19 protein-coding genes and 3 tRNA genes are annotated in these 23,830 nt (G+C 56.9%); 11 read left to right on the top strand and 11 right to left on the bottom strand.

Features of this window, described 5'->3' with window-relative positions; all coding sequences use genetic code 11:
- Window position 1: 1 nt before the first annotated feature.
- The gene (locus tag JHD62_RS06310) at window positions 2-871 is read right to left on the bottom strand and encodes an ion transporter (protein ID WP_199102202.1); all 870 of its coding nucleotides are present in this window, start codon (window positions 869-871) and stop codon (window positions 2-4) included.
- A gap of 120 nt (window positions 872-991) precedes the next feature.
- On the opposite strand from JHD62_RS06310, the gene cysK reads away from it, so the two are divergent.
- The 4 genes from cysK to JHD62_RS06290 all read left to right on the top strand — a co-directional run bounded on the left by cysK (window position 992) and on the right by JHD62_RS06290 (window position 3,550).
- Entirely contained in the window at window positions 992-1,924 is a 933-nt protein-coding gene (gene cysK, locus JHD62_RS06305; protein ID WP_062786101.1) for a cysteine synthase A, read from the top strand.
- Window positions 1,925-2,035: 111 nt separating this feature from the next.
- The gene (locus JHD62_RS06300; RefSeq protein ID WP_233160690.1) at window positions 2,036-2,539 is read left to right on the top strand and encodes a hypothetical protein; all 504 of its coding nucleotides are present in this window, start codon (window positions 2,036-2,038) and stop codon (window positions 2,537-2,539) included.
- A gap of 8 nt (window positions 2,540-2,547) precedes the next feature.
- Window positions 2,548-2,958, top strand: coding sequence for a YchJ family protein (locus JHD62_RS06295; protein WP_131355285.1), 411 nt, complete (start codon window positions 2,548-2,550; stop codon window positions 2,956-2,958).
- A gap of 277 nt (window positions 2,959-3,235) precedes the next feature.
- Window positions 3,236-3,550, top strand: a complete 315-nt coding sequence (locus JHD62_RS06290; protein WP_045845704.1) for a hypothetical protein — start codon at window positions 3,236-3,238, stop codon at window positions 3,548-3,550.
- A gap of 373 nt (window positions 3,551-3,923) precedes the next feature.
- On the opposite strand, the gene dcd is transcribed toward JHD62_RS06290, so the two are convergent.
- On the bottom strand, window positions 3,924-4,493 hold the full coding sequence (dcd, locus tag JHD62_RS06285) for a dCTP deaminase (protein WP_045845705.1): 570 nt from the start codon (window positions 4,491-4,493) through the stop codon (window positions 3,924-3,926).
- Window positions 4,494-4,682: 189 nt separating this feature from the next.
- Between dcd and JHD62_RS06280 the strand changes: the two genes are divergently transcribed.
- The 3 genes from JHD62_RS06280 to JHD62_RS06270 all read left to right on the top strand — a co-directional run bounded on the left by JHD62_RS06280 (window position 4,683) and on the right by JHD62_RS06270 (window position 7,770).
- A complete protein-coding gene (locus JHD62_RS06280; protein WP_199102201.1) occupies window positions 4,683-4,943 on the top strand; it encodes a FeoA family protein in 261 nt (86 codons plus the stop codon).
- Entirely contained in the window at window positions 4,940-6,709 is a 1,770-nt protein-coding gene (feoB, locus tag JHD62_RS06275) for a ferrous iron transport protein B (protein ID WP_199102200.1), read from the top strand. Before JHD62_RS06280 ends, feoB begins: the two co-directional genes overlap by 4 nt.
- Window positions 6,710-6,831: 122 nt before the next feature.
- Complete coding sequence (locus JHD62_RS06270) at window positions 6,832-7,770, top strand: dihydroorotate oxidase (protein WP_199102199.1); 939 nt, start codon at window positions 6,832-6,834, stop codon at window positions 7,768-7,770.
- Window positions 7,771-7,817: 47 nt separating this feature from the next.
- Here JHD62_RS06270 and JHD62_RS06265 read toward each other — a convergent pair whose 3' ends face one another.
- The 3 genes from JHD62_RS06265 to JHD62_RS06255 all read right to left on the bottom strand — a co-directional run bounded on the left by JHD62_RS06265 (window position 7,818) and on the right by JHD62_RS06255 (window position 12,827).
- On the bottom strand, window positions 7,818-8,597 hold the full coding sequence (locus tag JHD62_RS06265; protein ID WP_199102198.1) for a class III extradiol ring-cleavage dioxygenase: 780 nt from the start codon (window positions 8,595-8,597) through the stop codon (window positions 7,818-7,820).
- Window positions 8,598-9,158: 561 nt separating this feature from the next.
- Entirely contained in the window at window positions 9,159-11,330 is a 2,172-nt protein-coding gene (gene katG, locus JHD62_RS06260; RefSeq protein WP_199102197.1) for a catalase/peroxidase HPI, read from the bottom strand.
- Window positions 11,331-11,825: 495 nt separating this feature from the next.
- Window positions 11,826-12,827, bottom strand: a complete 1,002-nt coding sequence (locus JHD62_RS06255) for a recombination-associated protein RdgC (protein ID WP_199102196.1) — start codon at window positions 12,825-12,827, stop codon at window positions 11,826-11,828.
- Between the two features lie 91 nt (window positions 12,828-12,918).
- Between JHD62_RS06255 and JHD62_RS06250 the strand changes: the two genes are divergently transcribed.
- The 3 genes from JHD62_RS06250 (at window position 12,919) to JHD62_RS06240 (ending at window position 13,288) form a co-directional block, all read left to right on the top strand.
- Window positions 12,919-12,995: transfer RNA gene (locus JHD62_RS06250), tRNA-Pro, on the top strand.
- Between the two features lie 80 nt (window positions 12,996-13,075).
- Window positions 13,076-13,152, top strand: a tRNA-Pro gene (locus JHD62_RS06245).
- A 60-nt stretch (window positions 13,153-13,212) separates the two neighbouring features.
- Window positions 13,213-13,288 (top strand) — tRNA-Thr (locus tag JHD62_RS06240).
- Window positions 13,289-13,582: 294 nt separating this feature from the next.
- Here JHD62_RS06240 and JHD62_RS06235 read toward each other — a convergent pair.
- The 5 genes from JHD62_RS06235 to JHD62_RS06215 all read right to left on the bottom strand — a co-directional run bounded on the left by JHD62_RS06235 (window position 13,583) and on the right by JHD62_RS06215 (window position 20,568).
- Window positions 13,583-13,807, bottom strand: coding sequence for a hypothetical protein (locus tag JHD62_RS06235; RefSeq protein ID WP_199102195.1), 225 nt, complete (start codon window positions 13,805-13,807; stop codon window positions 13,583-13,585).
- Window positions 13,808-14,073: 266 nt separating this feature from the next.
- Window positions 14,074-17,139 carry an efflux RND transporter permease subunit gene (locus tag JHD62_RS06230; RefSeq protein ID WP_199102194.1) on the bottom strand — a complete coding sequence of 1,022 codons (3,066 nt, stop codon included), beginning with the start codon at window positions 17,137-17,139 and terminating at the stop codon, window positions 14,074-14,076.
- 9 nt (window positions 17,140-17,148) lie between these two features.
- Window positions 17,149-18,276: an efflux RND transporter periplasmic adaptor subunit gene (locus JHD62_RS06225; protein WP_199102193.1), complete on the bottom strand. Its 1,128-nt coding sequence runs from the start codon at window positions 18,274-18,276 to the stop codon at window positions 17,149-17,151.
- A gap of 49 nt (window positions 18,277-18,325) precedes the next feature.
- Complete coding sequence (locus tag JHD62_RS06220; RefSeq protein WP_199102192.1) at window positions 18,326-19,870, bottom strand: efflux transporter outer membrane subunit; 1,545 nt, start codon at window positions 19,868-19,870, stop codon at window positions 18,326-18,328.
- Between the two features lie 59 nt (window positions 19,871-19,929).
- Window positions 19,930-20,568: a TetR/AcrR family transcriptional regulator gene (locus JHD62_RS06215; RefSeq protein ID WP_199102191.1), complete on the bottom strand. Its 639-nt coding sequence runs from the start codon at window positions 20,566-20,568 to the stop codon at window positions 19,930-19,932.
- 531 nt (window positions 20,569-21,099) lie between these two features.
- Here JHD62_RS06215 and JHD62_RS06210 point away from each other — a divergent pair.
- A complete protein-coding gene (locus tag JHD62_RS06210) occupies window positions 21,100-22,569 on the top strand; it encodes an acetyl-CoA hydrolase/transferase family protein (RefSeq protein WP_199102217.1) in 1,470 nt (489 codons plus the stop codon).
- A gap of 222 nt (window positions 22,570-22,791) precedes the next feature.
- Here JHD62_RS06210 and JHD62_RS06205 read toward each other — a convergent pair whose 3' ends face one another.
- Window positions 22,792-23,808 carry a Gfo/Idh/MocA family oxidoreductase gene (locus JHD62_RS06205; RefSeq protein ID WP_199102190.1) on the bottom strand — a complete coding sequence of 339 codons (1,017 nt, stop codon included), beginning with the start codon at window positions 23,806-23,808 and terminating at the stop codon, window positions 22,792-22,794.
- Window positions 23,809-23,830: the final 22 nt, after the last annotated feature.

Raw genomic sequence — 23,830 nt, 5'->3', positions numbered from 1 at the left:
TTCAGCTGACTGTGTGATTGGCCGGCCGTGGCAGCTTGCCGCCACAATGCTTGCAAAAGCGGGCATCCCAGTCGTGCCCTTCGGTAAAGCAATGTGGACACAGCCGGGTGGCTGATTGCTTGTCTGCCGGCGTACTGCTGCTGCCACGGGCAATTTCTGCCGTCACAATGCCGGTGGGCACCGCAATGATTCCATAGCCAGTAATCATGACGACGCTGGCCAAGGCCTGTCCCAGCGGGGTTTTGGGGGTAATGTCGCCAAAACCGACGGTGGTGAGAGTGACAATTGCCCAGTAGATTCCGATCGGGATGCTGGTAAAGCCGTTGGCTTCTCCTTCTATTACGTACATCAGCGTGCCCAGGATGATGACCAGGGCGATGACACTCATCAGGAATACCAGAATCTTGCGGCGGCTGGCCAGCATGGCGCGTTTGAGTTCGCGCGCCTCACCCATGTAGCGCGTGAGTTTGAGAATGCGGAACATGCGCAGCAGGCGCAAAACCCGGACATCCGCCAAAAAACGGCTTTCCGGAATGAACAGGCCCAGGTAGAGCGGCAGGATGGAGAGCAGGTCCACCACACCGAAAAAGCTGCGCGCATAACGCAGTGGCTTGTGTACACATACCAGCCGGAGCAGATACTCGGCGGTAAACACGATGGTGAACAACCAGTCCAGCCACTTCAGTTGTGTTCCCCAGCTTTGGCGGATACTGGCCACACTCTCCAGCACCACGGTGAGCAGGGACAGCAGGATGAGTACGATCAGCCCCAGGTCAAACATGCGGCCAGCCCGGGTATCGGCCTCGAAAATGATGATGTAAAGTTTGCGGCGCCAGCCGTGCAGGGGTGTCAGGTTTTCCTGGATAGGCATGGTAGGACCCGGATTTGTTGGTTCATTCAATAGAAGCAAACACTATTAGGTTTTCAGACAGGCTCATATATTATATGGGATATTAAATTCCGATTTATTGTTGCCCGGGAGAATAAGACAATGCGTATCGCCAATACCGTAACCGATCTGATCGGCAATACACCGCTGGTCAAGCTGAACCGTGTGACCGAAGGGTGCGTTGCCACCGTGGTGGCCAAGCTGGAGTTTTTCAACCCGGCGCACAGTGTGAAAGACCGTATTGCCGTTGCCATGATCGATGCTGCCGAAAAAGAAGGCAAGATCGGGCCGCATACCACCATTGTGGAGCCAACGTCTGGCAATACCGGCATCGGTCTGGCGATGGTTTGTGCTGCACGTGGCTACAAGCTGGTGATTACCATGCCGGAGACCATGAGCCGTGAACGTCGGCAATTGCTGAAGGCATATGGCGCAGAACTGATTCTGACCCCGGGCCCGGATGGCATGGGTGGTGCAATTGCCAAGGCGCGCCAGCTGGTGGAAGAAAACCCGGACACCTGGTTCATGCCGCAGCAGTTCGAGAATGCAGCCAACCCTGAAGTGCATCGCAACACGACGGCAGAGGAAATCTGGCGCGATACCGATGGCCAGGTGGACATTTTTGTTGCCGGTGTGGGTACCGGTGGCACTATTACCGGCGTTGGTGAGGTGCTGAAATCCCGTAAGCCTGGGGTGCAAGTCGTGGCGGTAGAACCGGATGCTTCGCCGGTACTGTCTGGTGGCCCGAAGGGACCGCACCCCATCCAGGGTATTGGTGCCGGCTTTGTACCGCCTATCCTGAATACCGGCGTATATGATGAAATCATTCGCGTTAAAAACGACGATGCATTTGCGACGGCGCGTGCCGTTGCCACGCAAGAAGGTGTGCTGGTCGGTATTTCTTCTGGTGCGGCGGTGTGGTCTGCCATTGAGCTGGCCAAGCGCCCTGAGAATGCAGGCAAGTTGATTGTGGTGGTGATTCCTTCGTTTGGCGAGCGCTATCTGTCGACACCGCTGTTTGAGCATCTGGCCTGAATCTGATTGTTGTTCAGGCCCACCGGGCAAAACCGACTGTGCATTCCCGGCCAGTCGGTTTTGTCATTTTCGCTGCTTGCCGAACTGTGTGATGGTGGATTTTGTCCAAGATTGCCTGACATCCGCTACACTACCGCCATGATTTTCATCCATAAGACGTCACTGCAACTCGCGGTGCTGTCCTTGTCACTCAGCGCATGCAGCTTGTTGCAACAGTCTGCTGCACCACAAAACGGTGGCATTCATCCTGCTCGTCCTCCCGTGACCACCAGTCCGGCGGATAGCAAGGTGGATTTGCTGTTGAAAGAGGCCAATCGTTTGGCGGACAAGGTCAAAAATGGCGGCATGACCCGTGTTGCCGCTGCCGACCAGCTCAATGCCTACCGCTTGCGGCTGGTGGGCGCCAATCAGGTTGATGACAACTGTTTTGCCATGTACCGCTATCTGGCGGTTCAGCGTGATGCCGGTCAGCTTTCTCAGGAAGAGTCGCAGTCTCGGATGGAAATGCGTTTGCGGGAGTGGCTACGGCGCTGGCCCAAAATGCAGCCAAAGCCGCCACAACCTGTTTTTACCAATTTTCTGTTGAAACTCTACGGATTGCCCGCCCTGGGCTAATTGAAACAATGAGCAAGAAAAAACAATCCACAGGCTGTCCTTGCGGGCTGCCTGCTTCCTTTCAGGACTGCTGCGGCCGTTATATCAATGGTGGGGAATCTGCTCCCGACGCCGAAAGCCTGATGCGCTCGCGTTATGCTGCGTACACCATGAACAATGCGGACTATCTCCTGGCCAGCTGGCATGCCTCCACACGTCCGGCTGAGCTGGATTTGTCGCGCGAAGAACGCTTTGTCAAATGGATGTCTCTGGATGTACTCAGTACCCAGGCCGGTGGCAAGGATGATGAGGCCGGGGTGGTTGAGTTTGTTGCACGCTACAAAGTAAATGGCCGGGCGCAACGACTGCATGAAATCAGCCGCTTCCGCAAGGAAGATGGCCACTGGTTTTATGTAGATGGAGATGCCGAAGAGGGCTGATTTGTTGGTCCATTGCTTCAATCGCATGCTTGAGGTGAAGGGGACTGGGACGCGACGCATGGTTTTGTTGCTGTCCTGAATGTTGTCGCTGGTATTTGAGAATGGCTGGCCTATGGTGATAGGGCAGCCATTTTTGCATTGTGCATGATGATTTTCAGCGCTATCCGCCTGGTCCGGAAACGTGAATATCTTGTTTCAAGTCAATATGTTGGTTGCCTGTTCTTGGTCGGTGTTCTATCCAGAGCTAACGTTAAATGGAAGCTGAAAGGAGAGTGTGATGGGACTGGCTCTGAAGGACTTGCTGGGCGAGCTGGAAAGCTGTCGCAGCAAGGGAATGGTGGCTGATGAAGTCATTCACGTTGATGCAGTGCGTACGCTGGAAATTCCACTGGATCTGAACAGCTGTCGTGAATTGCGGGTGCTGTCGCATGTGTTCAGTGTCAGTGGCAAACAGTCGGAGCTGGCGGCCGTGGTGCTGCGGGCGGCCTTGATGGACTTGCAGGAACATCTGGATGAGGATCTGGACGCCCTGGCTGAAGCTGCCAGGGTATTGATGGCGGATCCCTGTCAGAAAGCCAGTGAAGTGATTTAGTCTGCGGCGGGTTTGTGGGGTGTGGGTACGGATCGGGGTCAGCATGTGCTGGCCCTGTTCTGTTTGGCCTGATACTGGTTCTCAATGTGTCATCTGCATTGTCATTTAAAATCCAATGAAATTATATTTTTCATTCAATATGCAAATGTAATTTTTTTAGCGCAAAAAAAGGGGCGTTACGGCAAGGGGGAACCGCGACACCCCAAGAAGAAACTGTAAGAAAGGCTGATTGACTTGCATGGAAAACTATTTCGTACAGTTCATCCTAGAACAAGGCGGCAATAATGCGAGCGGCTTTTGATTACACATCAAACAAAAAAGGACAGCGATCGCTGTCCTTGTCTTTGCTGCTGGCCGGGCTGACCATGTGTATTCAAGGGCGTGGCAGGGTAACGCCAACCTGGCCCATGTATTTGCCGGCGCGGTCGGCATAGGACACATCACACACTTCGTCGGACTCGAAAAACAGCACCTGTGCCACGCCTTCATTGGCATAGATTTTGGCTGGCAACGGGGTGGTATTGGAAAACTCCAGCGTGACATAGCCTTCCCATTCCGGTTCGAAAGGGGTGACATTGACGATGATGCCACAGCGTGCATAAGTCGATTTGCCCAGGCAAACCGTCAACACCGAACGCGGAATGCGGAAGTACTCTACCGTGCGGGCCAGCGCAAAGCTATTGGGCGGAATGATGCAATAGCCTTTGCCGGAGACTTCAACAAAAGAATCGGGGTCGAAGTTCTTCGGGTCGACAATGGTGCTGTTGATATTGGTGAAAACCTTGAATTCATCGGCACAGCGAATATCGTAGCCATAACTGGAGGTGCCGAAGGAAATCACCTTCTCGCCATTGACGTTCTTGATCTGGTTGTACTCAAACGGCTCGATCATGTTGTGATCCTGCGCCATACGGCGGATCCACTTGTCGGATTTGATGCTCATGGTCGGGGGTCCGTTACGGAAATTGGAGATGAGCCAGATTCTAAACGCTATGCCGCATCAGGGCCACATTTGCAACCGGATTTACCTGCGCTGTCTGTTACCCGGCCTGAGCCGATTGATATGGCTCAAGGGTTGGCATCATCCTGCCGTGCAAAGCCTTACAGGATGGAGGGATTATTGCGTACAATAATGCATATTATTCGCGTTATTGGGCTGCACATGGTGTCACTCGACAAGTTTCCGCTGGGGTGTAAGGGGGTGGTGGACAGTCTTGAACTGTCTGATGAGGCATTTCGCCGTATTGCAGCATTTGGCTTGATTCCGGGCAGTCGGTTCAGTTTGTCGCGCCGCGCACCATTCGGCGGGCCTCTGGTATTGGAAGTAGGCTGCACGCGGTTCTTGCTGCGTCGCAGCCTGGCACGTTTCATTCAAGTCAAGGTGGCTGAATGAAGCGTTTTGCCCTGATTGGTCTGCCCAATACCGGCAAGTCGACCTTGTTCAATCGTCTCACCGGCATGTCACAGCGGGTAGGTAACTGGCCCGGACTGACGGTGGACCTGACCAGTGCGCGTGTGTTGCTGGGTGGCAGCATGGTGGAGTTGGTGGATTTGCCCGGCGTCAACGACCTGACCGGTTATACCGACGATGAAGCCGTGGTTCGTGATGTGCTGATGAGTACGGCATTCGATGCCGTGGTGCTGGTGCTGAATGCCGCGCAGCTGGACCGTCAGCTACCGCTGGCGATGCAGATACTGGCCAGTGGCTTGCCTGCCGTGGTGGTTTTGAACATGGCGGATGAAGCCCGGCTGATGGGGATCAAACTAGATGTTGATGCCTTGCAGCACAAACTGGGCGTATCTGTGGCGCTGGTTTCTGCCAAGCGCATGGAAGGCTGGCCGCGCCTGATGGACATGTTGAACAGGCAGGCCTCTGGCACAGAGCCCGCCGTGCATGCCCAGCTGGACAAGGTACCGGAAACACAAGAAGCCATTGCACTGGCGCATGCGCGCTTGCAGGGAGTATGGAGCTTGCCGCCGGTGCTGCCGGTAGGCATGACCGAAAAGGTCGATGCCTGGCTGATGCATCCATGGCTGGGTTTACCGCTGTTTTTCGGTTTCATGGCCTTGCTGTTCAACCTGACCTATCAGATTGGCACACCATTGCAGGACCTGGTTGGCTCCGGACTGGATTGGTTCAAGGAAGCTGCGCTGGGGCACTGGCTTGCGCCATTGCCGGCCATTGTGCAAAGCCTGCTGCTGGATGGTATCTGGCAGGGTGTATCCACCGTTCTGACCTTTGCGCCCATTCTGTTCGTGTTCTTCATCCTGATGGCCATGGTGGAAGATAGCGGCTATCTGGCACGCGCCGCCTATCTGACCGATGCCTTCATGGCTCGCCTGGGTCTGGATGGCCGTGGCTTCGTGATGCAGCTGATGGGCTTTGGCTGCAATGTCCCCGCCATTCTGGGAACGCGGGTGATGCGCGAGCGCAAACAGCGCTTGCTCACCATGTTGATCATTCCCTTTTCGCTGTGTTCGGCCCGCTTGCAGGTGGTGGTGTTCTTTTCCGGCATCCTGTTCCGGCCACAGCAAGCGCCCTGGGTGCTGCTGCTGTTGTACCTGCTGAGTTTTGCCGTCGCGATTTTCACGGCCTGGGTGTTCAAGCATCGTTATCGCGGCAATGAAGCATTTTTGCTGGAGCTGCCGCCTTACCGCCTGCCCGGCCTGCGCCATATGCTGATCCGGGCGACGGGTGAAGTGCGTGCCTTTCTCGAACTGGCCTCCAGCTTCATCCTGATGGGGGTGGTGCTGGTATGGCTGGTGTCCCATATCCCGGCGGGTCATGACAAGACACTGGCGGATATGTTGGGCAGTGTGATGGCTCCGGTACTCGACCCGATTGGCATCCGCCACGAACTGGCCGTTGCCCTGCTGGTGGGCTTTGTGGCCAAGGAAATTCTGCTCGGCGGTCTGGCAGTCATTTACGGCGTGCCGGAAGCCGGCCTTGGCGCAGCTTTGCTGCACCACCTGGACTGGGCTTCGGCCATGAGCTTTCTGATTTTCACCCTGATTTATGTGCCTTGCCTGTCCACGGTAGCGGCCATTCGTCGTGAATCGAAAAGCCGCGCATTCACTGCGCTGTCGGTGGCATGGTCGGTGTTGCTGGCCTGGGTCATCGCTTTTGTCTTCTACCAAGGGGTGCACGCCTTGCGCTGATGCGCCCTGTATTGTCAGAAAACGGCCGCTTGACGGCCGTTTTTCATGGCGCTTGACGTGGCGCAGTACCCGCTTTGCCAGCGGCGCTCAGACTGCGCATTTTGATGGTGAGGCGAGCGATCATGCAGCTAGACCTTTCTGTTTCCTGGCTTGGTCTGACCATGACCAACCCTCTGTACAATGCTTCGGGTGTAATGTGCCGCTCGGTGGAAGAACTGGAGCAAGTCCGTCATTCGGCTGCCGGTGCTGTCATCAGCAAGAGCTGTACCTTGCAGCCCAGAGAGGGCAATCCGGAACCGCGCTACTGCGCAACGCCGCTGGGCAGCATCAACTCGATGGGGCTGCCCAATGCAGGGTTTGATTATTATCTGGACTATGCGCGTGCTTATCCGCATGAAGCGGGAAAACCCCTGTTCCTGTCCTTGTCTGGCATGAGCCTGCAAGACAATCTGCAGATGCTGGCCAGCTTGGCCGAGCAGGGCCTCCCCTGTATCCCGGAAGTCAATCTGTCCTGCCCCAACCTGCCTGGCAAGCCTCAGCTGGGCTACGATCCTGCAGCTTGCCTTGCAAGCCTGCAGGCCATGAGTGATGTGTATCCCGGTGTGTTCGGGGTCAAATTACCTCCTTATTTTGACCCGGTGCATTTTGATCAGATGGCCGCGGTTCTCAATACCTTCCCGCGTTTGCGCTTTGTTACCTGCATCAATTCGATTGGTAATGGACTGGTGATCGACCCGGAGCATGAGTGCGTGGTGATCAAGCCCAAGGATGGGCTGGGCGGGCTGGGTGGGGCTTATGTATTACCGACGGCACTGGCCAATGTGCGCGAGTTTGTCCGGCGCTTGCCGGACAAGCATGTGGTGGGCTGCGGTGGCATCAGCAGTGGTCAGGAGGCATTCATGCATATTCTGGCCGGCGCCACCGCCGTGCAGATTGGCACCTGCCTTTATGAGGAGGGGGAGGGGGCTTTTGCCCGCATCCTGCAAGAGTTGGCCACGTTGATGGAAACAAAAGGTTATCAGTGCCTGGCTGACTTTCGTGGCAAGCTGAAAACCCTGTGATAGCCGGTTTACGGTACAGGCCCCATGGTCAGGGGCCTGTTGCCTGATCAGTCAAATTGCCAGCACGCCATGGACAGTGAGCCCATGCGCCAGTCGTCGTGCAGTTTTACCGGCGCGCTATTGTCCGAGGCTGCGCCCATCATCACCAGCAGGGGATTGAAGTGTTCGTCGGTGGGGTGATTTTCCCTGGCCAGCGGTGCCTTCTGTTTCCAGTTGATAATGTCCTGCTGACGGTTTTCCAACAATGCCTGGTCCATCCATTTGGCAAAAGCTTCGGCCCAGGCTGGCGGCGTACTGCCATCGCGGCTCAGTTGCCAGAGATTGTGGGTATAGCTGCCAGAACCGACGATAAGTACATTGTCATTGCGCAGGTCCCGTAGCGCACGCCCCATCTGGAAATAGGTCTCCCCACTTGCGTTATGTGGCAGGGACACCATCACGAGCGGGATATCTGCTGCCGGGTACATCAGCATCAGTGGGGTCCACATGCCATGGTCCAGCGCGCGCTGGTCGGTGGTGCCTACTTTGAGACCGGCATTGCGTAGACGGTCTACCACTTCTGCGGCCAAGGCGAGGTCGGTGCTGGCCGGATAGCGCAAGGTGTAGAGTGCGGCCGGAAAACCACCAAAGTCGTACATGGTCTCTGGCTTGGCGACCAGGTTGACGGTAGGAATATTGGTTTCCCAGTGCGCGGAAACCACCACAATGGCTCGGGGGCGCGGCAGCGTTTCACCCAGCCGGGTCAGAAAGTGGCGTGTCGGGCTGTCTTCCAGCGGCAGAGTAGGGGCGCCATGTGAAATAAACAGTGCTGCTTGTCGGGTGCTCATGATTGTCATGCCTGTGCTAATTGCCATGTGAACAGCTTAAAGCGATTGCCATGTTAAAAAAATGGCTATTTCTTCATTAAATTATTTACTAATAAGAAATAGTGATGCTGTCCGGGCTGGCAAGACAGTAAAGCATTAAGTCTAACCCGTCTGCTGCTGGTTGAATGACGTGCTGACTCCTGCTGGTCCTTGTACCACAGACCCAATCATCCAGCCCCAGCCACTGCAAACAATCAGTAATCCGGCAATTACGCGAATCTGGTGCCATCTGGCGGCAGGTTTGCGGTAGTTGTGTTTGTCTTGGGGCATGACACTCTCCTGTTGTAGTTGGTATTTGTATTTTAATGATAATTATTCGCAAGTAAAATTTATAATATCTAAACTTCAATTGCTATTTTAAATTGCAACCTGTACTGGATAGGCTGCTGCTGTTATCGCCAGAGTGAGAGCAGGCATGGCCTTGCAGGTGAAAGTGCGTAGCAGCAAATGAAAAAGCGGTACCGCCGGTGCTGGCGATACCGCTAGGGGCAAGCAGGCAAGTCCTGCCTGTCGGGAGGCTGATTAGCTCAGATCAAAACGATCCGCGTTCATTACCTTGGTCCAGGCGGCAGCAAAGTCCTTGATGAATTTTTCCTGATTGTCATCCTGGGCGTACACCTCGGCATAGGCACGCAGAATCGAATTGGAGCCAAACACCAGATCTACCCGTGTTGCCGTCCATTTCAGCGCACCGCTGCGACGCTCGCGAATTTCGTACAGATTCTGCCCAGCCGGCTTCCAGGTGTAAGCCATGTCCGTCAGGTTGACAAAGAAGTCATTGGTCAGCTGGCCCGGTTTATCGGTGAATACGCCGTGCTTGCTGCCGGCATGGTTGGTATCCAGAACGCGCAGGCCACCAATCAGAACGGTCATTTCATTGGCAGTCAGACGCATCAGTTGAGCGCGGTCCAGCAGCAGTTCTTCGGCGCTGACGATGTAATCCTGCTTCTGCCAGTTACGGAAGCCATCTGCCAGCGGTTCCAGTACGGCAAACGATTCGGCATCGGTCTGCTCGGCAGTGGCATCGCCACGACCTGGTGCAAACGGCAGCGTCAGGGCATGGCCTGCCGCATGTGCGGCCTGCTCGATACCGACATTGCCACCCAGCACGATCACATCGGCAATGCTGACGGAAAACTCACTGGCAATACCTTCCAGTACAGTCAGTACCTTGGCCAGGCGAGCTGGTTCATTGCCTTCCCAATCCTTTTGCGGAGCCAGACGGATGCGTGCACCATTGGCACCACCGCGCTTGTCCGAACCACGGAAGGTGCGGGCGCTATCCCAGGCTGTGCTGACCAGTTCGGCCACGCTCAGGCCACTGGCGGCAATCCTGGCCTTGACGGCATCGACATCATAGTCGCGGCGGCCTGCCGGTACCGGGTCTTGCCAGATCAGCTCTTCTCGCGGGACATCCGGGCCAATGTAGCGGGTTTTCGGACCGATGTCGCGGTGGGTCAGCTTGAACCAGGCACGGGCGAACACCTCGGAGAAGTGTGCCGGATCCTTATGGAAACGTTCGAGGATCTCGCGATATACCGGGTCTACTTTCATGGCCATGTCGGCATCGGTCATGATCGGCATGCAGCGGATGCTCGGGTCTTCCACGTCTACCGGCTTGTCTTCTTCCTTGATGTCGATCGGAATCCATTGCCAGGCACCGGCCGGGCTCTTGGTCAGCGTCCATTCATGACCCAGCAGCATGTCGAAGTAGCCGTTATCCCATTGGGTGGGGTGGGTGGTCCAGGCACCTTCGATGCCGCTGGTGACGGCATTGCGGCCAATGCCACGGCTGTGGTGGTTGATCCAGCCCAGGCCTTGTTCTTCCAGCGGCGCGCCTTCGGGAGCCGGGCCCAGCTGCGCTGCGTCACCATTGCCATGGGTCTTGCCCACGGTATGGCCGCCAGCGGTCAGTGCAACCGTTTCCTCATCATTCATCGCCATGCGGGCAAAGGTTTCGCGGATGTCGTGCGCGGTTCTTTGTGGGTCTGGCTGGCCGTCCACCCCTTCCGGGTTGACGTAGATCAGGCCCATCATTACGGCTGCCAGCGGGTTTTCCAGCGTGCGGACGCCGGAGTAACGGCTTCCTTCACTACCGCTGGGTGCCAGCCACTGCTTTTCCGAACCCCAGTAGATGTCTTTTTCCGGATGCCAGATGTCTTCGCGGCCAAATGAAAAGCCGAAGGTCTTCAGGCCCATCGATTCATAAGCCATGTTGCCAGCCAGGATCATCAGGTCTGCCCAACTGATCTTGTTGCCGTATTTTTTCTTGATCGGCCACAGCAGGCGGCGTGCCTTGTCCAGGTTGCCATTGTCAGGCCAGGAGTTAAGCGGGGCAAAACGCTGGTTGCCAGTACCTGCGCCACCACGACCATCAGCAATGCGATAGCTGCCGGCTGCATGCCATGCCATCCGGATCATCAGTCCGCCATAATGTCCCCAGTCAGCCGGCCACCATTCCTGGCTGTCGGTCATCAAGGCTTTCAGATCTTGCTTGAGCGTTTCGACATCGAGCTTTTTGACTTCTTCACGGTAGTTGAAGTCGGCTCCCATGGGGTCGGTCTTACTGTCGTGCTGGTGGAGGATGTCCAGATTGAGCGACTTGGGCCACCAGTCAGTGTTGGACATGCTGGACTGTGTCATGCCACCGTGCATGACCGGACATTTACCTGCGGAACCTGTTGTATGTGCCATCACTTGCTCCTGTTCTCTAACGCTGTGAGTATTGCGAGTTTTGCTCGCTCGCCTGAGTCGATCTACTTGCTCCCCAGTGCAGGCATCACGCCATGTACTTGTCTGCCTTGGGAGTGAACTGGAAGTCGTTTTCCAGTGTAGTTACTGCAAACCTGAAAAAGCAGCCAAAATGTCGAGCAACACTTCCTGCCATGTTTGTTGGTTTTGCATGAGGCACTCCCTGTGTACTGGATTGCTTGATGTATTTGTACTGCATCGCCTGTTCTTTATAACTGGGATGCTTCTTAAAAAGTAATAGGAATATTCTTAGCTAAACGCATCCAAAAAATGGCTGGTACAAACTTTTGCTGACAACCGTGTTGCTCTTGGCATGGATGCAGTATCTGCGATGGCAATAGTTTTGTTAAATTGATTGTTGTAAATCGATTGTTAGTTTTGAACTATCAAAAAAAAAGAGCCCGCAGGCTCTTGAGTAGATCGTGGTGAACTGGCGATTCAGTCCCAGGGCAGGTCGCTCGGGCTGGCTTCAGTTACCTGTGCAGCAACCGGGCTGTTGGCTGCTGCACTTGCCCCGGTTTGTGGTGTCAATGTGGTCTGGCTGTCATCCAGCCCGCCCAGCGCTTCAATCAATGCCTCAACCAGCTCACCCAGTTCTTCGCTCATCAGGGTAAAGGTTGCTTCGAACAGGCTTTCCCTGTCGTCGCCGGCTTGACTGGCTTCTTCCTGCAGAACGTCCAGGAACTGTATCCGCTTCAATTGCAGGGTGTCGGTCAGCATGAAACGCACTTTTTCCTGCCAGATCAGGCCAATGCGCGTGACTTGCTTGCCAGTTGCAATATGCTGACGAATTTCATCGGATGTCAGATCCATCCTGGTACAGCGGATGACGGCACCATTTTCGCTGCCATCTTTCAGTTCGCAATCAGCATCCAGCTCAAAACCATACGGGGCCTCACCGGCAGCCAGCCAATCGGTCATGGCCGTGTGTGGTGCCAGCTTGGTGCGTGGCAGGGCGGCAGGGAAGGGGGGCAGGGCCTCACGCAGTTTGGAAACCAGTGCTTCAGCCTTGCTGGCAGTGCCTGAATCCACCATCAGCCAGCCACGGCGGCAGTCCAGATAAGCCGTGGTACGGTGTGTGCGTACGAAAGCACGTGGCAGCAGGTCATCGGTTACTTGTTCTTTGAGCGCCAGCTTTTCCTTGCGGCCGACCTTGCGCAGTTCCTTGTCTTCAATTTCCTGGACTTTCAGTTCGACAAAGTCGCGGATGACTCCTGCCGGCAGTACTTTGTCTTCGCGCTTCAGTGACAGTAACTGGCAGTCCCTTGCCTGGTAAACCGGGCTGTCCAGATGTGAGGCCGCGGCGACCCAGCCCTCGCTGAACCAGTCCAGACCACCACAATGCTGGAACGGGGTCTTTTCCAGTGCTTGCACCAGTTTGCTGGTTTCGTGCAGGGATTCCTGATTCAATCTATAAAAAGATAGTTGCTTAAACCACATAAATGTTCCATAATGCGCGTCCTCTGATGTCGCTGATTGTAACCCGGAAACAGGTCAAAAAGCAGACATTAAGTAGGCAGAAAAATGGAAGCGGAGTGTAGCTTAGCCTGGTAGAGCGCTACGTTCGGGACGTAGAGGCCGGAGGTTCGAATCCTCTCACTCCGACCAGATTTCTGAAAAAAATGTTGCAAAAAGGCTGTAAAACAGTTAAATTGCTTCTCTCGCAGAAATAAATGCGGGACACATATCGGAGTGTAGCTTAGCCTGGTAGAGCGCTACGTTCGGGACGTAGAGGCCGGAGGTTCGAATCCTCTCACTCCGACCAGATTCGAAAAAGCCTTGAATTTCTTAACAGAGACTCAAGGCTTTTTTACCAAGTTGGTAAGCCGGTATAGCTCAGTTGGTAGAGCAGCGCATTCGTAATGCGAAGGTCTGGGGTTCGACTCCTCTTACCGGCACCATTCACATCAAGGCCTTACAGTTGAAATGCTGTAAGGCCTTTTTGTTTTTGTCTGACCGGAAATGAAGCCACCAGGGCAAGGTTGTGGGGAGCGGATATTCAATTTGACTGGTTTCTGCCGGAGGCCGATTGTTTCCATCCTTCCGGGAGTGGGGCGAGGGGGAGGGAAATGCAAAGAGCCACCGCTCTCTTGCGAGGTGGGTGGCTCCTGTTTGTCATTTTTTGTGCGTTTGCTTGCAGCTGTATTCCAGTCTGGCCAATGCGATTGGATTGCTGATTGTACAGCGTACCGGGCTTAGCCGATATCCAGTCGGCGAATGACTGTTTCCAGGATCTGCGCTTTGTCGGCCCATTGTGGGTGCAGCAGTTTTTCTGCGCGCTCGATGGCCTGGCAGGCCGGGCAGTCGACCTGGCGATCTTCGGAGCCGTTTTCCGGGCAGTTGGCACGACGGATGTGCGGGGTTTCGCCGGTGGCAACACGTAGCAGGCCTTCCATGGCGGCCTTGATTGCTTTGTCCATTTGGTTATCTCCTGTTGGGGGATGTCTTGCAAAGATGGAGTGACAGCAAGCAGAACCTGATACCCGGTGAGGCATCGTTGGTCGGCGCGCAAGATATGCACTGGACGCCATGTGCAGCATGGCCGGTTCCGTTGCTGCTGATGTCTGGATAATAGTGCATAGTTCCGGACATTCATTTTGCCTAGGTCAATAAAGCTCCACTTTCCGCGATACCGGTATGAAAAAAGCCCGCACATGGCGGGCTTTCTGGCTGTATCGACAGGGTATCAGGCGATGTCCGCTGCCGATGTGGTGGATTGGTCCTTTGCTTCCTTGTTGCCATGTTCTGACGCCAGTGCCATATACATGGCAGGCACCACGAACAAGGTGAACAAGGTGCCGATGGACAGGCCGGTAAAAATTACCAGACCCATTGCATGGCGACCAGCGGCACCGGCACCGGAGGCAATCACCAGCGGGATGACGCCAAATACCATGGCAGCGGTGGTCATCAGGATGGGACGCAGCCGGATTTCTGCCGCACCGACGATGGCGTCCAGCTTGCTGGCACCCTTGCTGCGCAGGTCGTTGGCGACTTCCACAATCAGGATGCCGTGCTTGCTGATCAGGCCCATCAGTGTTACCAGGCCCACCTCGGTGTAGATGTTGATGGAGGAGAAGCCCAGGAAGATGAAGATCATCGCACCAAACAGTGCCAGCGGTACCGAGACCAGAATCACCACCGGGTCGCGGAAGCTTTCAAACAGCGCAGCCAAGGTGAGGAATACGATGATGACAGCAAACAGCATGGTGAGGGCAAAGCCACCGGATTCCTGGCTGAACTGGCGCGAAGGGCCTGCGTAATCCACGGTATAACCGCTGGGCGCAATTTCCTTCAGTGTGTCTTCCAGGTATTTGAGCACTTCGCCTTGTGCCTGGCCGGATACACCGGACAGGGTGGCCGAATTCTGTTGCTGGAAGCGGGTGATGGATTCCGGCACAACGTCGGTTTTCAGTTTGGCGATGGTGGACAGGGCAATCACACCGGAATTGGGCGTGCGCACCTGGTAGTCCAGCAGCTGCGCCGGGTTCAGTCTGTCCTTCTGCAGCAATTGCGGGATGACCTTGTAGGATCGGCCGTCAATGGAGAAGTAGTTGACATAACCGCCGCCCATGGCTGCGCTCATGGCATTGGCGACATCTTGCTGGGTCATGCCCATGGCGGTGGCTTTGTCCCGGTCGATCACCACGGTGGTTTGCGGTGCATCGATTTTCAGGTCCACGTCGGCAAAGTAGAACTTGCCAGAGCTTTGTGCCTTGTTCAGCAGCTGCTGTGCCACTTCATTCAGGTTTTCAAACGGTTCGGTGGTCTTGATGACAAACTGGACCGGCAAGCCGGATGAGCCTGGCAGTGGTGGGAACTGGAAGGCCGCTACCCGTGCACCGGCAATCTTGTTCCAGCGGTTTTGCAGATCCTGCTGGATCTCCTTGGCACTGCGCGTCCGGTCCTCCCACGGCTTGAGCAGAATACCGCCAATACCGGCATTGACAGTCGGCGTGCCGGTAATCTGGAACATCTGCTCGTATTCCGGCGTGGCTTTGCTGATGGTAAACATTTGCTGTGCATAAGTCTGCATCTGGTCTGCCGTGGCGGTGGGCGAGCCAACAATCTGGCCCAGCACGATGCCTTGGTCTTCTTCCGGTGCCAGTTCGGACTGTGACATCTTGGTCATCACGCCCAGCAGCGCCAGCATGATGACGGCCATCACCACCAGTACCTGCCAGGTTTCCAGCAGGCTGTGCAGCAGGCGACGGTAGCCGTTCTGTACCTTTTCGAAGGTGTGGTCGATGGCTTTGACCAGGCGGCCTTCATCCTGCTCGGGCCGGAAGAAGCGCGAGCACATCATGGGTGACAGGGTGAGGGCCACCACGCCGGACACCGTAACGGCAGAGGCCAGGGTAAAGGCGAACTCGGTAAACAGCGCGCCCGTCAGGCCTCCCTGGAAGCCGATGGGCACATACACCGCCACCAGCACCACGGTCATGGCCAGAATGGGGCTGCCCAGCTCGCGTGCCGCGATGATGGACGCTTCAAATGGCGTCTTGCCTTCCTTCATGTGCCGGTCGACGTTTTCCACCACGATGATGGCGTCGTCCACCACCAGGCCAATGGCCAGCACCAGTGCCAGCAGGGTTAGCAGGTTGATGGAATAGCCCAGCAGCAACATCATGAAGAAGGTGCCGATCAGTGACAGCGGCATGGCAATCACCGGCACCAGCACTGCGCGGAAGCTGCCGAGGAACAGGAAGATCACCACGGTCACGATGACCAGGGCTTCGAGCAGGGTCTTCACCACTTCATGAATGGAGGTGTTGATGAAGTCGGTGGAGTCATACACGATTTGGCCGGTGAGGCCGGAGGGCAGTTGCTTCTGGATGGCCGGGAAGGCTTCACGTACGGTCTTGGCAACATCCAGGATGTTGGCTTCCGGTGCCACCTTGATGCCGATGAACACCGAGCGTTCGCCACTGAACGCCACGTTGAAATCGTAGTTTTCCGAGCCCAGGGTAACGGTGGCAATGTCCTCCAGCCGCACAATGGCATCGCCACTTTGCTTGACTGCCAGCTTCTTGAACTCTTCCACGCTGTGCAGATCAGTCGCCGCAGTCAGCGGAATGCTGACCATCTGCCCCTTGCTCTTGCCTACGGCAGCCAGCACGTTGTTACTGGCCAGTGCATTGCTCACGTCGGTGGCAGTCACGCCGTGGGCAGCCATCTTGTTGGCATCCAGCCAGGCTCGCAGGGCGAACTGGCGCGCACCCAGCAATTCGGCTGTCTGTACCCCCGGAATGGCGTCCAGTTTGGGCTTGACCACCCGGTTCAGAAAGTCCGTTACCGAGTTGTTGGCCAGCGTCTTGCTGTAAAAGCCAAGATACATGGCGTCCGTGGTCTGGCCTGTCTGTACGGTGAGAACCGGCTGCTGTGCCTGAGAGGGCAGCTGGTTTTTCACCGAATTGACCTGGGTGTTGATTTCGGTCAGCGCCCGGTTGGCATCGTAGTTCAGCCGCAGGTTGGCGGTGATGGTGGACACCCCGCTATTGCTGGTGGAGGACATGTAGTCAATGCCCTGTGCCTGGGCAATGGCCCCTTCCAGCGGCTGGGTGATGAAGCCGGCAATGGTTTTGGCATCCGCACCGTAATAGGTGGTCGAGATGGTGACTACGGCATTCTGGGTTTGCGGGTACTGATTGACCGGCAGGCCAAACAGCGAGCGCAAGCCCAGCACCACCAGCAGTAAGCTGATGGTGGTGGCCAGCACCGGTCTCCGGATGAAGATATCGGTAAAGTTCATGGCGGGCCCTTACTGTTCCTGCGGAGTCGGATTGGGGTTGTTGGCCGGCTGTACGCTGTTGTTGATGGCCACGGCAATACCGTTTTTCAGCTTGACCTGGCCGGAAGTGACAACCTGATCCCCTTCCTTCACGCCGCTGAGAATGGCCACCTGATCGCCACGGGTCGGGCCGGTCTGTACGAATACCTGCTTGGCCACCAGATTGCCTGCCGCTGCCGATGCATCCTTGCCGGCCGGCACCACCACGAATACGGTGGAGCCGTAGGCGTTATAGGTAATCGCTGTCTGTGGCAGGGTGAGGTAGGGCTGTTGCTTGCCGGTGTCCAGGCTGGCATTGGCAAACATGCCTGGCAGCAGTTTGCGGCCCGGGTTGGCAATCAAGGCTTGTACCTGCACGTTGCGGGTGTTGGGGTCGACCTTGGGGTTGATGGCATTCACGCTGCCGACAAACTGTTTGTCAGCGGTGCCGTCGGTCTGAACCACCACTTTCTGGCCGGTGTGAACGGCAGAAAGCTGGCTTTGCGGCAGGTTGAAGTCGATATGGATAGGGTCGATCTGTTGCAGGGTGACAATCTTGTCACCGGCATTCAGGTACTGGCCCGGATTGACGCTGGTGATGCCCACCCGTCCGGCAAACGGAGCGCGGATGGTTTTCTTGGCCACCACGGCTGCCTGCTGTGCCACTTGCGCCTTTTTGCTTTTCAGGTCGGCAGCATCGTTGTCCACCTGAGACTGGGCGACACCCTGCACGGCCAGTTGCGCCTGGTCCCGCTTCAGCGTGATGGCGGCCAGTTCGGCTGCCGCTTCCAGTGCATGCAACTGGGCCACGTCGGCATCGGCGTTCAGCTGTACCAGCACATCACCGGCCTTGACGTCCTGGCCCGACTGGAACAGTACGCTGCGCACCTGGCCTGCCACTTCGCTGCTGATATCCACACCATGTTGGGCGCTGAGCGTGCCGACGGATTTGAGTTGCGGTTGCCATTGGCTGGTGTGCGCGGTGATGGTGCTGACAACCTGCGGCGTCGGCTTGGGTGCGGCAGCCATCAGGCTGCGGATATGCATGAAGAAGCCCAGCCCCAGCACCACTACCAGCAGCACTATGCCTCCCAGCATGATGAACATTCGCTTGGTCATATTGCTTTCCTTTTATCTCTCTAGATTGCGTGTTGTTTGTGTGCCGGGTTCAGGGACGGGCCTGAGCTGACTGCTCTGCATTGCCATCGTTGCCATTGCGGTTCCACCAGCCGCCGCCAAGTGCCAGGAATAGCGCAGCGGAATCGGCATGCCGGCTGGCGCTGGCGCTGATCAGGCTGATGCGGGCCTGCTGCCAGGTGCGCTGGGCATCCAGCAGTGCCAGCTGGCTGACTGCACCCAGCCGGAAGCGCTTTTCCGTCAGCTGCAGGGTTTCGCGTGCACGGGCTTCGGCTTCGGTCTGGGCTTGCAGGGTGCTGGCATCGGCGCTGACGGCCCGCAGGCTGTCGGCCACGTTCTGGAAGCCCTTGAGCACGGTATCCCGATACTGGGCCTGGGCCTGTTCGAATGCGGCATCTGCAGCACGTTTCTTGGCGCGCAATGAACCACCGTCAAACAGGGACTGGGTGACACCGGCGCCGATGCTCCACAGGCTCAGCCCGGTGGTGGCCGGGCCAACAAACAAGCGCTCGCGGGTAAAGCTGCCGGTCAGGTTGATTTGCGGATACTGGTTGGCCGTGGCCACACCAACTGCCGCGCCTGCCTGTTGCAGCAAGGCCTCGCTGGCACGGATGTCCGGACGCTGGCGTACCAGTTCGGATGGCAGGGAGACGGGTAATTCGGCGGGTAGTTGCAGGCTGTCCAGGGTGAATTCCGGCAGGCCCTGTTCTGACGGGAATTTGCCGACATAGACCGCCAACTGGTGGCGGGTGAGGTCCAGTGCCTTTTCCAGTGGAGAGAGCTGTGCACGGGTTTGTGCCACCAGTGTGGCTTGCGACAGCACGCTGCTGCGGGCCACGCCACCCAGTGCTGCCTGTTTTTCCACAATGCGCAGTTGTTGTTCGCTGGCGGCGAGCATCTCCTGCGTCGCTTGCAGCTGGTCGCGTTGCGAAGCTTCCTGAATGGCGGTGGTCACCACGTTGAAGATCAGGGTCTGGTAAGTGGCTTCCAGCTGGTAGCGCTGATAGTCGGTAGCCGCCATCAGTCCCAGCAATTGCTGGCGATTGGCACCGAACAAGTCCAGCGAATAAGACACGTTCAAACCGGCAGTCAGTACGTTGTAGGTGGATGGCGTGCTGCCTGATAACAACTGGTTTTGCCGGCTGCCACCCAGCTGGCCACTGACCGAGGGATATTGCAGCGAACCAGCTGCCGCATTGTAGTTTTCCTCAGCCTGCTTCAGCGCTGCGCGTGCAGCGCTCAGGCTGGGGTTGTTCTGCAAGGCCTCGCGCACCAGTTTGTCCAGTGCCGGAGAGCGGAACAGCTGCCACCATTCGGCAGGCAGCTGCTGGCCATAGGCCAGGTGCTGGGAAATACCGCTATTGCCGATGCCGGTTGGGCTGGCTGCCGTTTGCTGGTCTGCCAGCTTGCTGCCGTAGTTTTGCATCTGGCTGTCCACCATCTGCGGTGCCCGTGCGGGCGGTGTCAGCGTGCAGCCGGCAAGGCCAATGCCCAGCAACAGGGGCAGCAAGGCGCGTTGCGCGATCAGTGTCCGGCCGGGTGCTTGTCGGCCGGGAGAGGGGGTGGGATGCATCATGATGCTCCTGTTACATTTCATGCCGGTCCCTTGCAAAAGGGTGTTGGCATTGTCCTGCCTTATGGGCGAGTTGATTCCTGGGATTTTTCTGATCTTTGTGTCGGATGTGACGCAAGGACCAGCCGGTCAAAGGCCAGCAAAAAGCGATGCCGGGCTTCGGCATGATCTTCCGGGGTGCAACTGTTCAGGTTGCGTAGCGCGATGCCGGCGATGGTGCTGTGGAACAGCGCCAGCTCATCGGTACTGCAGGTGATGCCGTATTGCTGGAATGCTTCTTTCTTGTTGTTCAACATGCGGCGGTCAAAATCGCTGATCCACTGCTTGAGCCGCGGGTCGGTTTCTGCTGCCACGGTAACCGCCACCATCAGGCGGGCAATGCGGGTGTCACATATGTTGTTGCACATCCGCAGCCGGAAATCCTCCAGGCTGTCCAAGGCGGCAGGTTCGCTGCAGTCCTGAGCATTGATCACCAATTGACAGCCGTGTTCCACCACCACGGTTAACAAATCGTTGCGGGTGGGAAAGTAATAAGTCAGATGGCTTTGCCGCAGCCCGGCCTGGCGCGCAACCTTGCTTTGGCTGAATCCCATGATACCGTCATGAAGCAGGACTTCCAAGGCGGCTTCAATCAGCCGCGTGCGCGGGTCCTTGTCGGTATCGGCGGGGACGGACTTTCTGGATGCTTGGGATGCTGACATGGTATTTGGTTGAATTACCAAAACCAGTAGAAGCTAACAATGTTTAACCCTTAAATCCAGTCTTTGCGGACGAATTAACTGGCCTGGCGGTCAAATATGGATATTTGATGCAAATTTGATACAGAACAAGAAGGATGCGTGTGGGCTGTTGCCGCAATGTTTGCCGGTTTGGCACTACAGGGAGGATGGGGAAGATGAATATTCCAAATAGATTCAATTTGATGAAAATAAATTCATTTGGCATTTTTGTTGGGCGAAAAATCAAAGGCTACCCTATATCAGCTTTGGTCAAACAGGTTTTGATTCATGTCATGTTTTGCCTGATTAGTTCTCCGCAATCCGGTCGAAGCTGCTTAAGTAGCAGGCTTGGCTAGCTGACGTGAACGTAAGACAAAGTTGGCAGCCAGTAACAAGCCGGCACTTCAGAACGGCACGACGCTCGATAAAACACCAGGCCGCAACAGGCCGGAAATTGCAAGGGAACAACAAGTGGAACAACGCATTCACCATGCTGGTCTGGCAGGGAAAATCATGTCGGCTGAGGAGGCCGCCACACACATCCAGCCGGGCATGACCGTGGGCATGAGCGGGTTTACCGGCTCGGGCTACCCCAAGGCAGTGCCGCTGGCGCTGGCTGGCCGTATTGAAGCTGCGCAGGGACGCGGCGAGAAGTTCGCCTTGCGTGTGCTCACCGGGGCCTCCACCGCGCCGGAGCTGGATGGCGCGCTGGCCAAGGCCGGTGGCATTGATTTTCGCCTGCCTTACCAGTCAGACCCGGAGCTGCGCGCGCGCATCAACCGTGGCGAAATCGACTATATGGATGTGCATCTGGGCCAGGTGGCGCAATACACCTGGTTCGGCTTTCTGGGCAAGATCGACCTCGCGGTGGTTGAAGTGGCGGGCATCCTGCCGGATGGCCGGCTGATTCCATCCACCTCCATCGGTAATAACAAGACCTGGCTGGACCTGGCCGACAAGGTGATTCTGGAAGTCAACAGCACCCAGCCGCTGGGGCTGGATGGCATGCATGACATCTATTACGGCACGGCACTGCCGCCCAATCGCCAGCCGATTCCGCTGACCCAGGCGGGCGACCGCATCGGTGACCCTTATTTGCGCGTAGACCCGGCCAAGGTGGTGGCGGTGGTGGAAACCCATGCACCAGACCGGCTGGGTCGTTTCACCCCGCCGGATGAAACCAGCCAGCGCATTGCCGGGCATCTGGTGGAATTCCTCAAGCACGAAATCAGGATGGGCCGTTTGCCGGAAAACCTGCTGCCCTTGCAGTCCGGCGTGGGCAATATCGCCAATGCGGTGTTGGGCGGCCTGCGTGATGGCGGCTTCAGCAATCTGACAGCGTTTACCGAGGTGATTCAGGACGGCATGCTGGATTTGATCCGCACCGACACCATCCGCATGGCTTCGGCCACCGCCTTGTCGCTCAGCCCGGAAGGGGTGCAGGAGTTTGCCCGCAATATCGACCACTACCGTGAACGCATCGTGCTGCGGCCGCAGGAAATCTCCAACCATGCCGAACTGGTTCGCCGCCTGGGCTGTATCGGCATCAATGGCATGGTGGAGGCCGACCTGTACGGCAACGTCAACTCCACCCATGTAGCCGGCACGTCCATCATCAACGGCATTGGCGGCTCGGGTGACTTTGCCCGTAACGGCTTCCTGTCCTGTTTTGTCACTCCCAGCACCGCCAAAAACGGCGCGATTTCCTGCATCGTGCCCATGGTCAGTCATGTCGACCACACCGAGCACGACGTCTGCATCATCGTTACCGAGCAGGGCCTGGCCGACTTGCGTGGCCTGTCGCCCAAACAGCGCGCGCGCACGGTGATTGCCAATTGCGCTTACCCGGACTACCGCCCACTGCTGCAGGATTACTTCGACCGCGCCTGCCGCGACAGCAAGGGCAAGCACACCCCGCATCTGCTGGGTGAGGCATTGTCCTGGCATGAGCGGCTGGTGGAGCAGGGCAGCATGCGTCCCTGAGTCCTGCTGGACTGATGTAAACAAAAAGCCCTTGCTGTGAAGCAAGGGCTCAGGCTGCTGACAAAGTTATGTGGTGCGATTGCCTTGGACCCGGCCAAGTGATTGATTCCGCAGCCTGTCCATCTATTCCCGATCCCACTCCCTTCCCTTGAAAGAGAGCCTCGCTTTCCTTTCAGAAAGCGAGAGGGGGCGATAATCTGCCGCCCTTAAGCGCGTGCCGGTTTACAGCTCCACTACCTGTTTGCTGCGCAGTGCCTGGGTAATGGCCAGGCCAATGCGGGTGGCTTCGGTGGCATCGGCCAGGCTCAGTGCCAGCGGCTGATCGTACAGCACGGCATCGACAAAATGCTGGGCTTCGCTGACAAAGGCTTCGGCAAAGCGCTGGTAAAAATCCTGCACGCATTCATTGCGCACGCCATGGGCATCGCTGATGTCCACCCGGTTGGCGCGCGGGTTGGCGCCCACGGTCAGCCGTCCGGCGGTGGCAAAAATTTCGGTCAGGGTTTCATGACCATGTGCCTGGGTGCGCGAGGCATAGAAGCAAGCCAGTTTGCCATCGGCAAATTCCAGCATGGCCACGCCATTGTCCACATCGCCACAATCGGCCAGTGCCGGGTGCAAGGCATTGGTGCCGGTAGCCCAGACGCGTAGCGGTTTGGGCGAACCCAGCAGCCAGCGCGCCAGGTCGATATCGTGAATGCTGCAATCCATGAAAATGCCGCCGCTGCTGGGGGCAAACTTCACAAAAAAGCCGTTTTCATCGTTCAGGTCACAAGTTTGCGAGCGCAGCAGATAGGGCTGGCCCACCAGGCCTTGTTGCAGTTTTTCCGCTGCATCCTGATAGCTGGCATCAAAGCGGCGTACAAAACCCACCATGGCTTTCAGCTGCGGATAATCGGCAGCCACTGCTTCTACTTTCTGGCAATCCTCCACATTCAAGGCCAGCGGTTTCTCACAAAACACATGCTTGCCGGCACGCAGGCAGGCGATGATCTGCTCGGCATGCAGTGCGGTGGGGGTGACCAGGAAAACGGCCTCGACATCAGGCTCGGCCAGCATGGCCTCCAGCGTATGGTGGCGGTGTACGCCCGGCAGGTGCTCTGCCGCCCAGCCCAGTTCTTCATCCACCGGTGAGCATGCAGCCACCAGCCGGGCACCACGAATGCGGTCGCGCAGATTGAGCGCATGACGCCGGCCCAGCCGGCCCAGGCCGACAATGCCGATATTCAGTTCAGACATGACTTCTCCCTGCCCACCGGCA

The sequence above is a fragment of the Aquitalea sp. ASV11 genome, assembly GCF_016429185.1.
Lineage (GTDB): Bacteria > Pseudomonadota > Gammaproteobacteria > Burkholderiales > Chromobacteriaceae > Aquitalea > Aquitalea pelogenes.
Note: the sequence above shows the minus strand (reverse complement) of the source record. Positions and strands in the feature narration are given on the sequence as shown.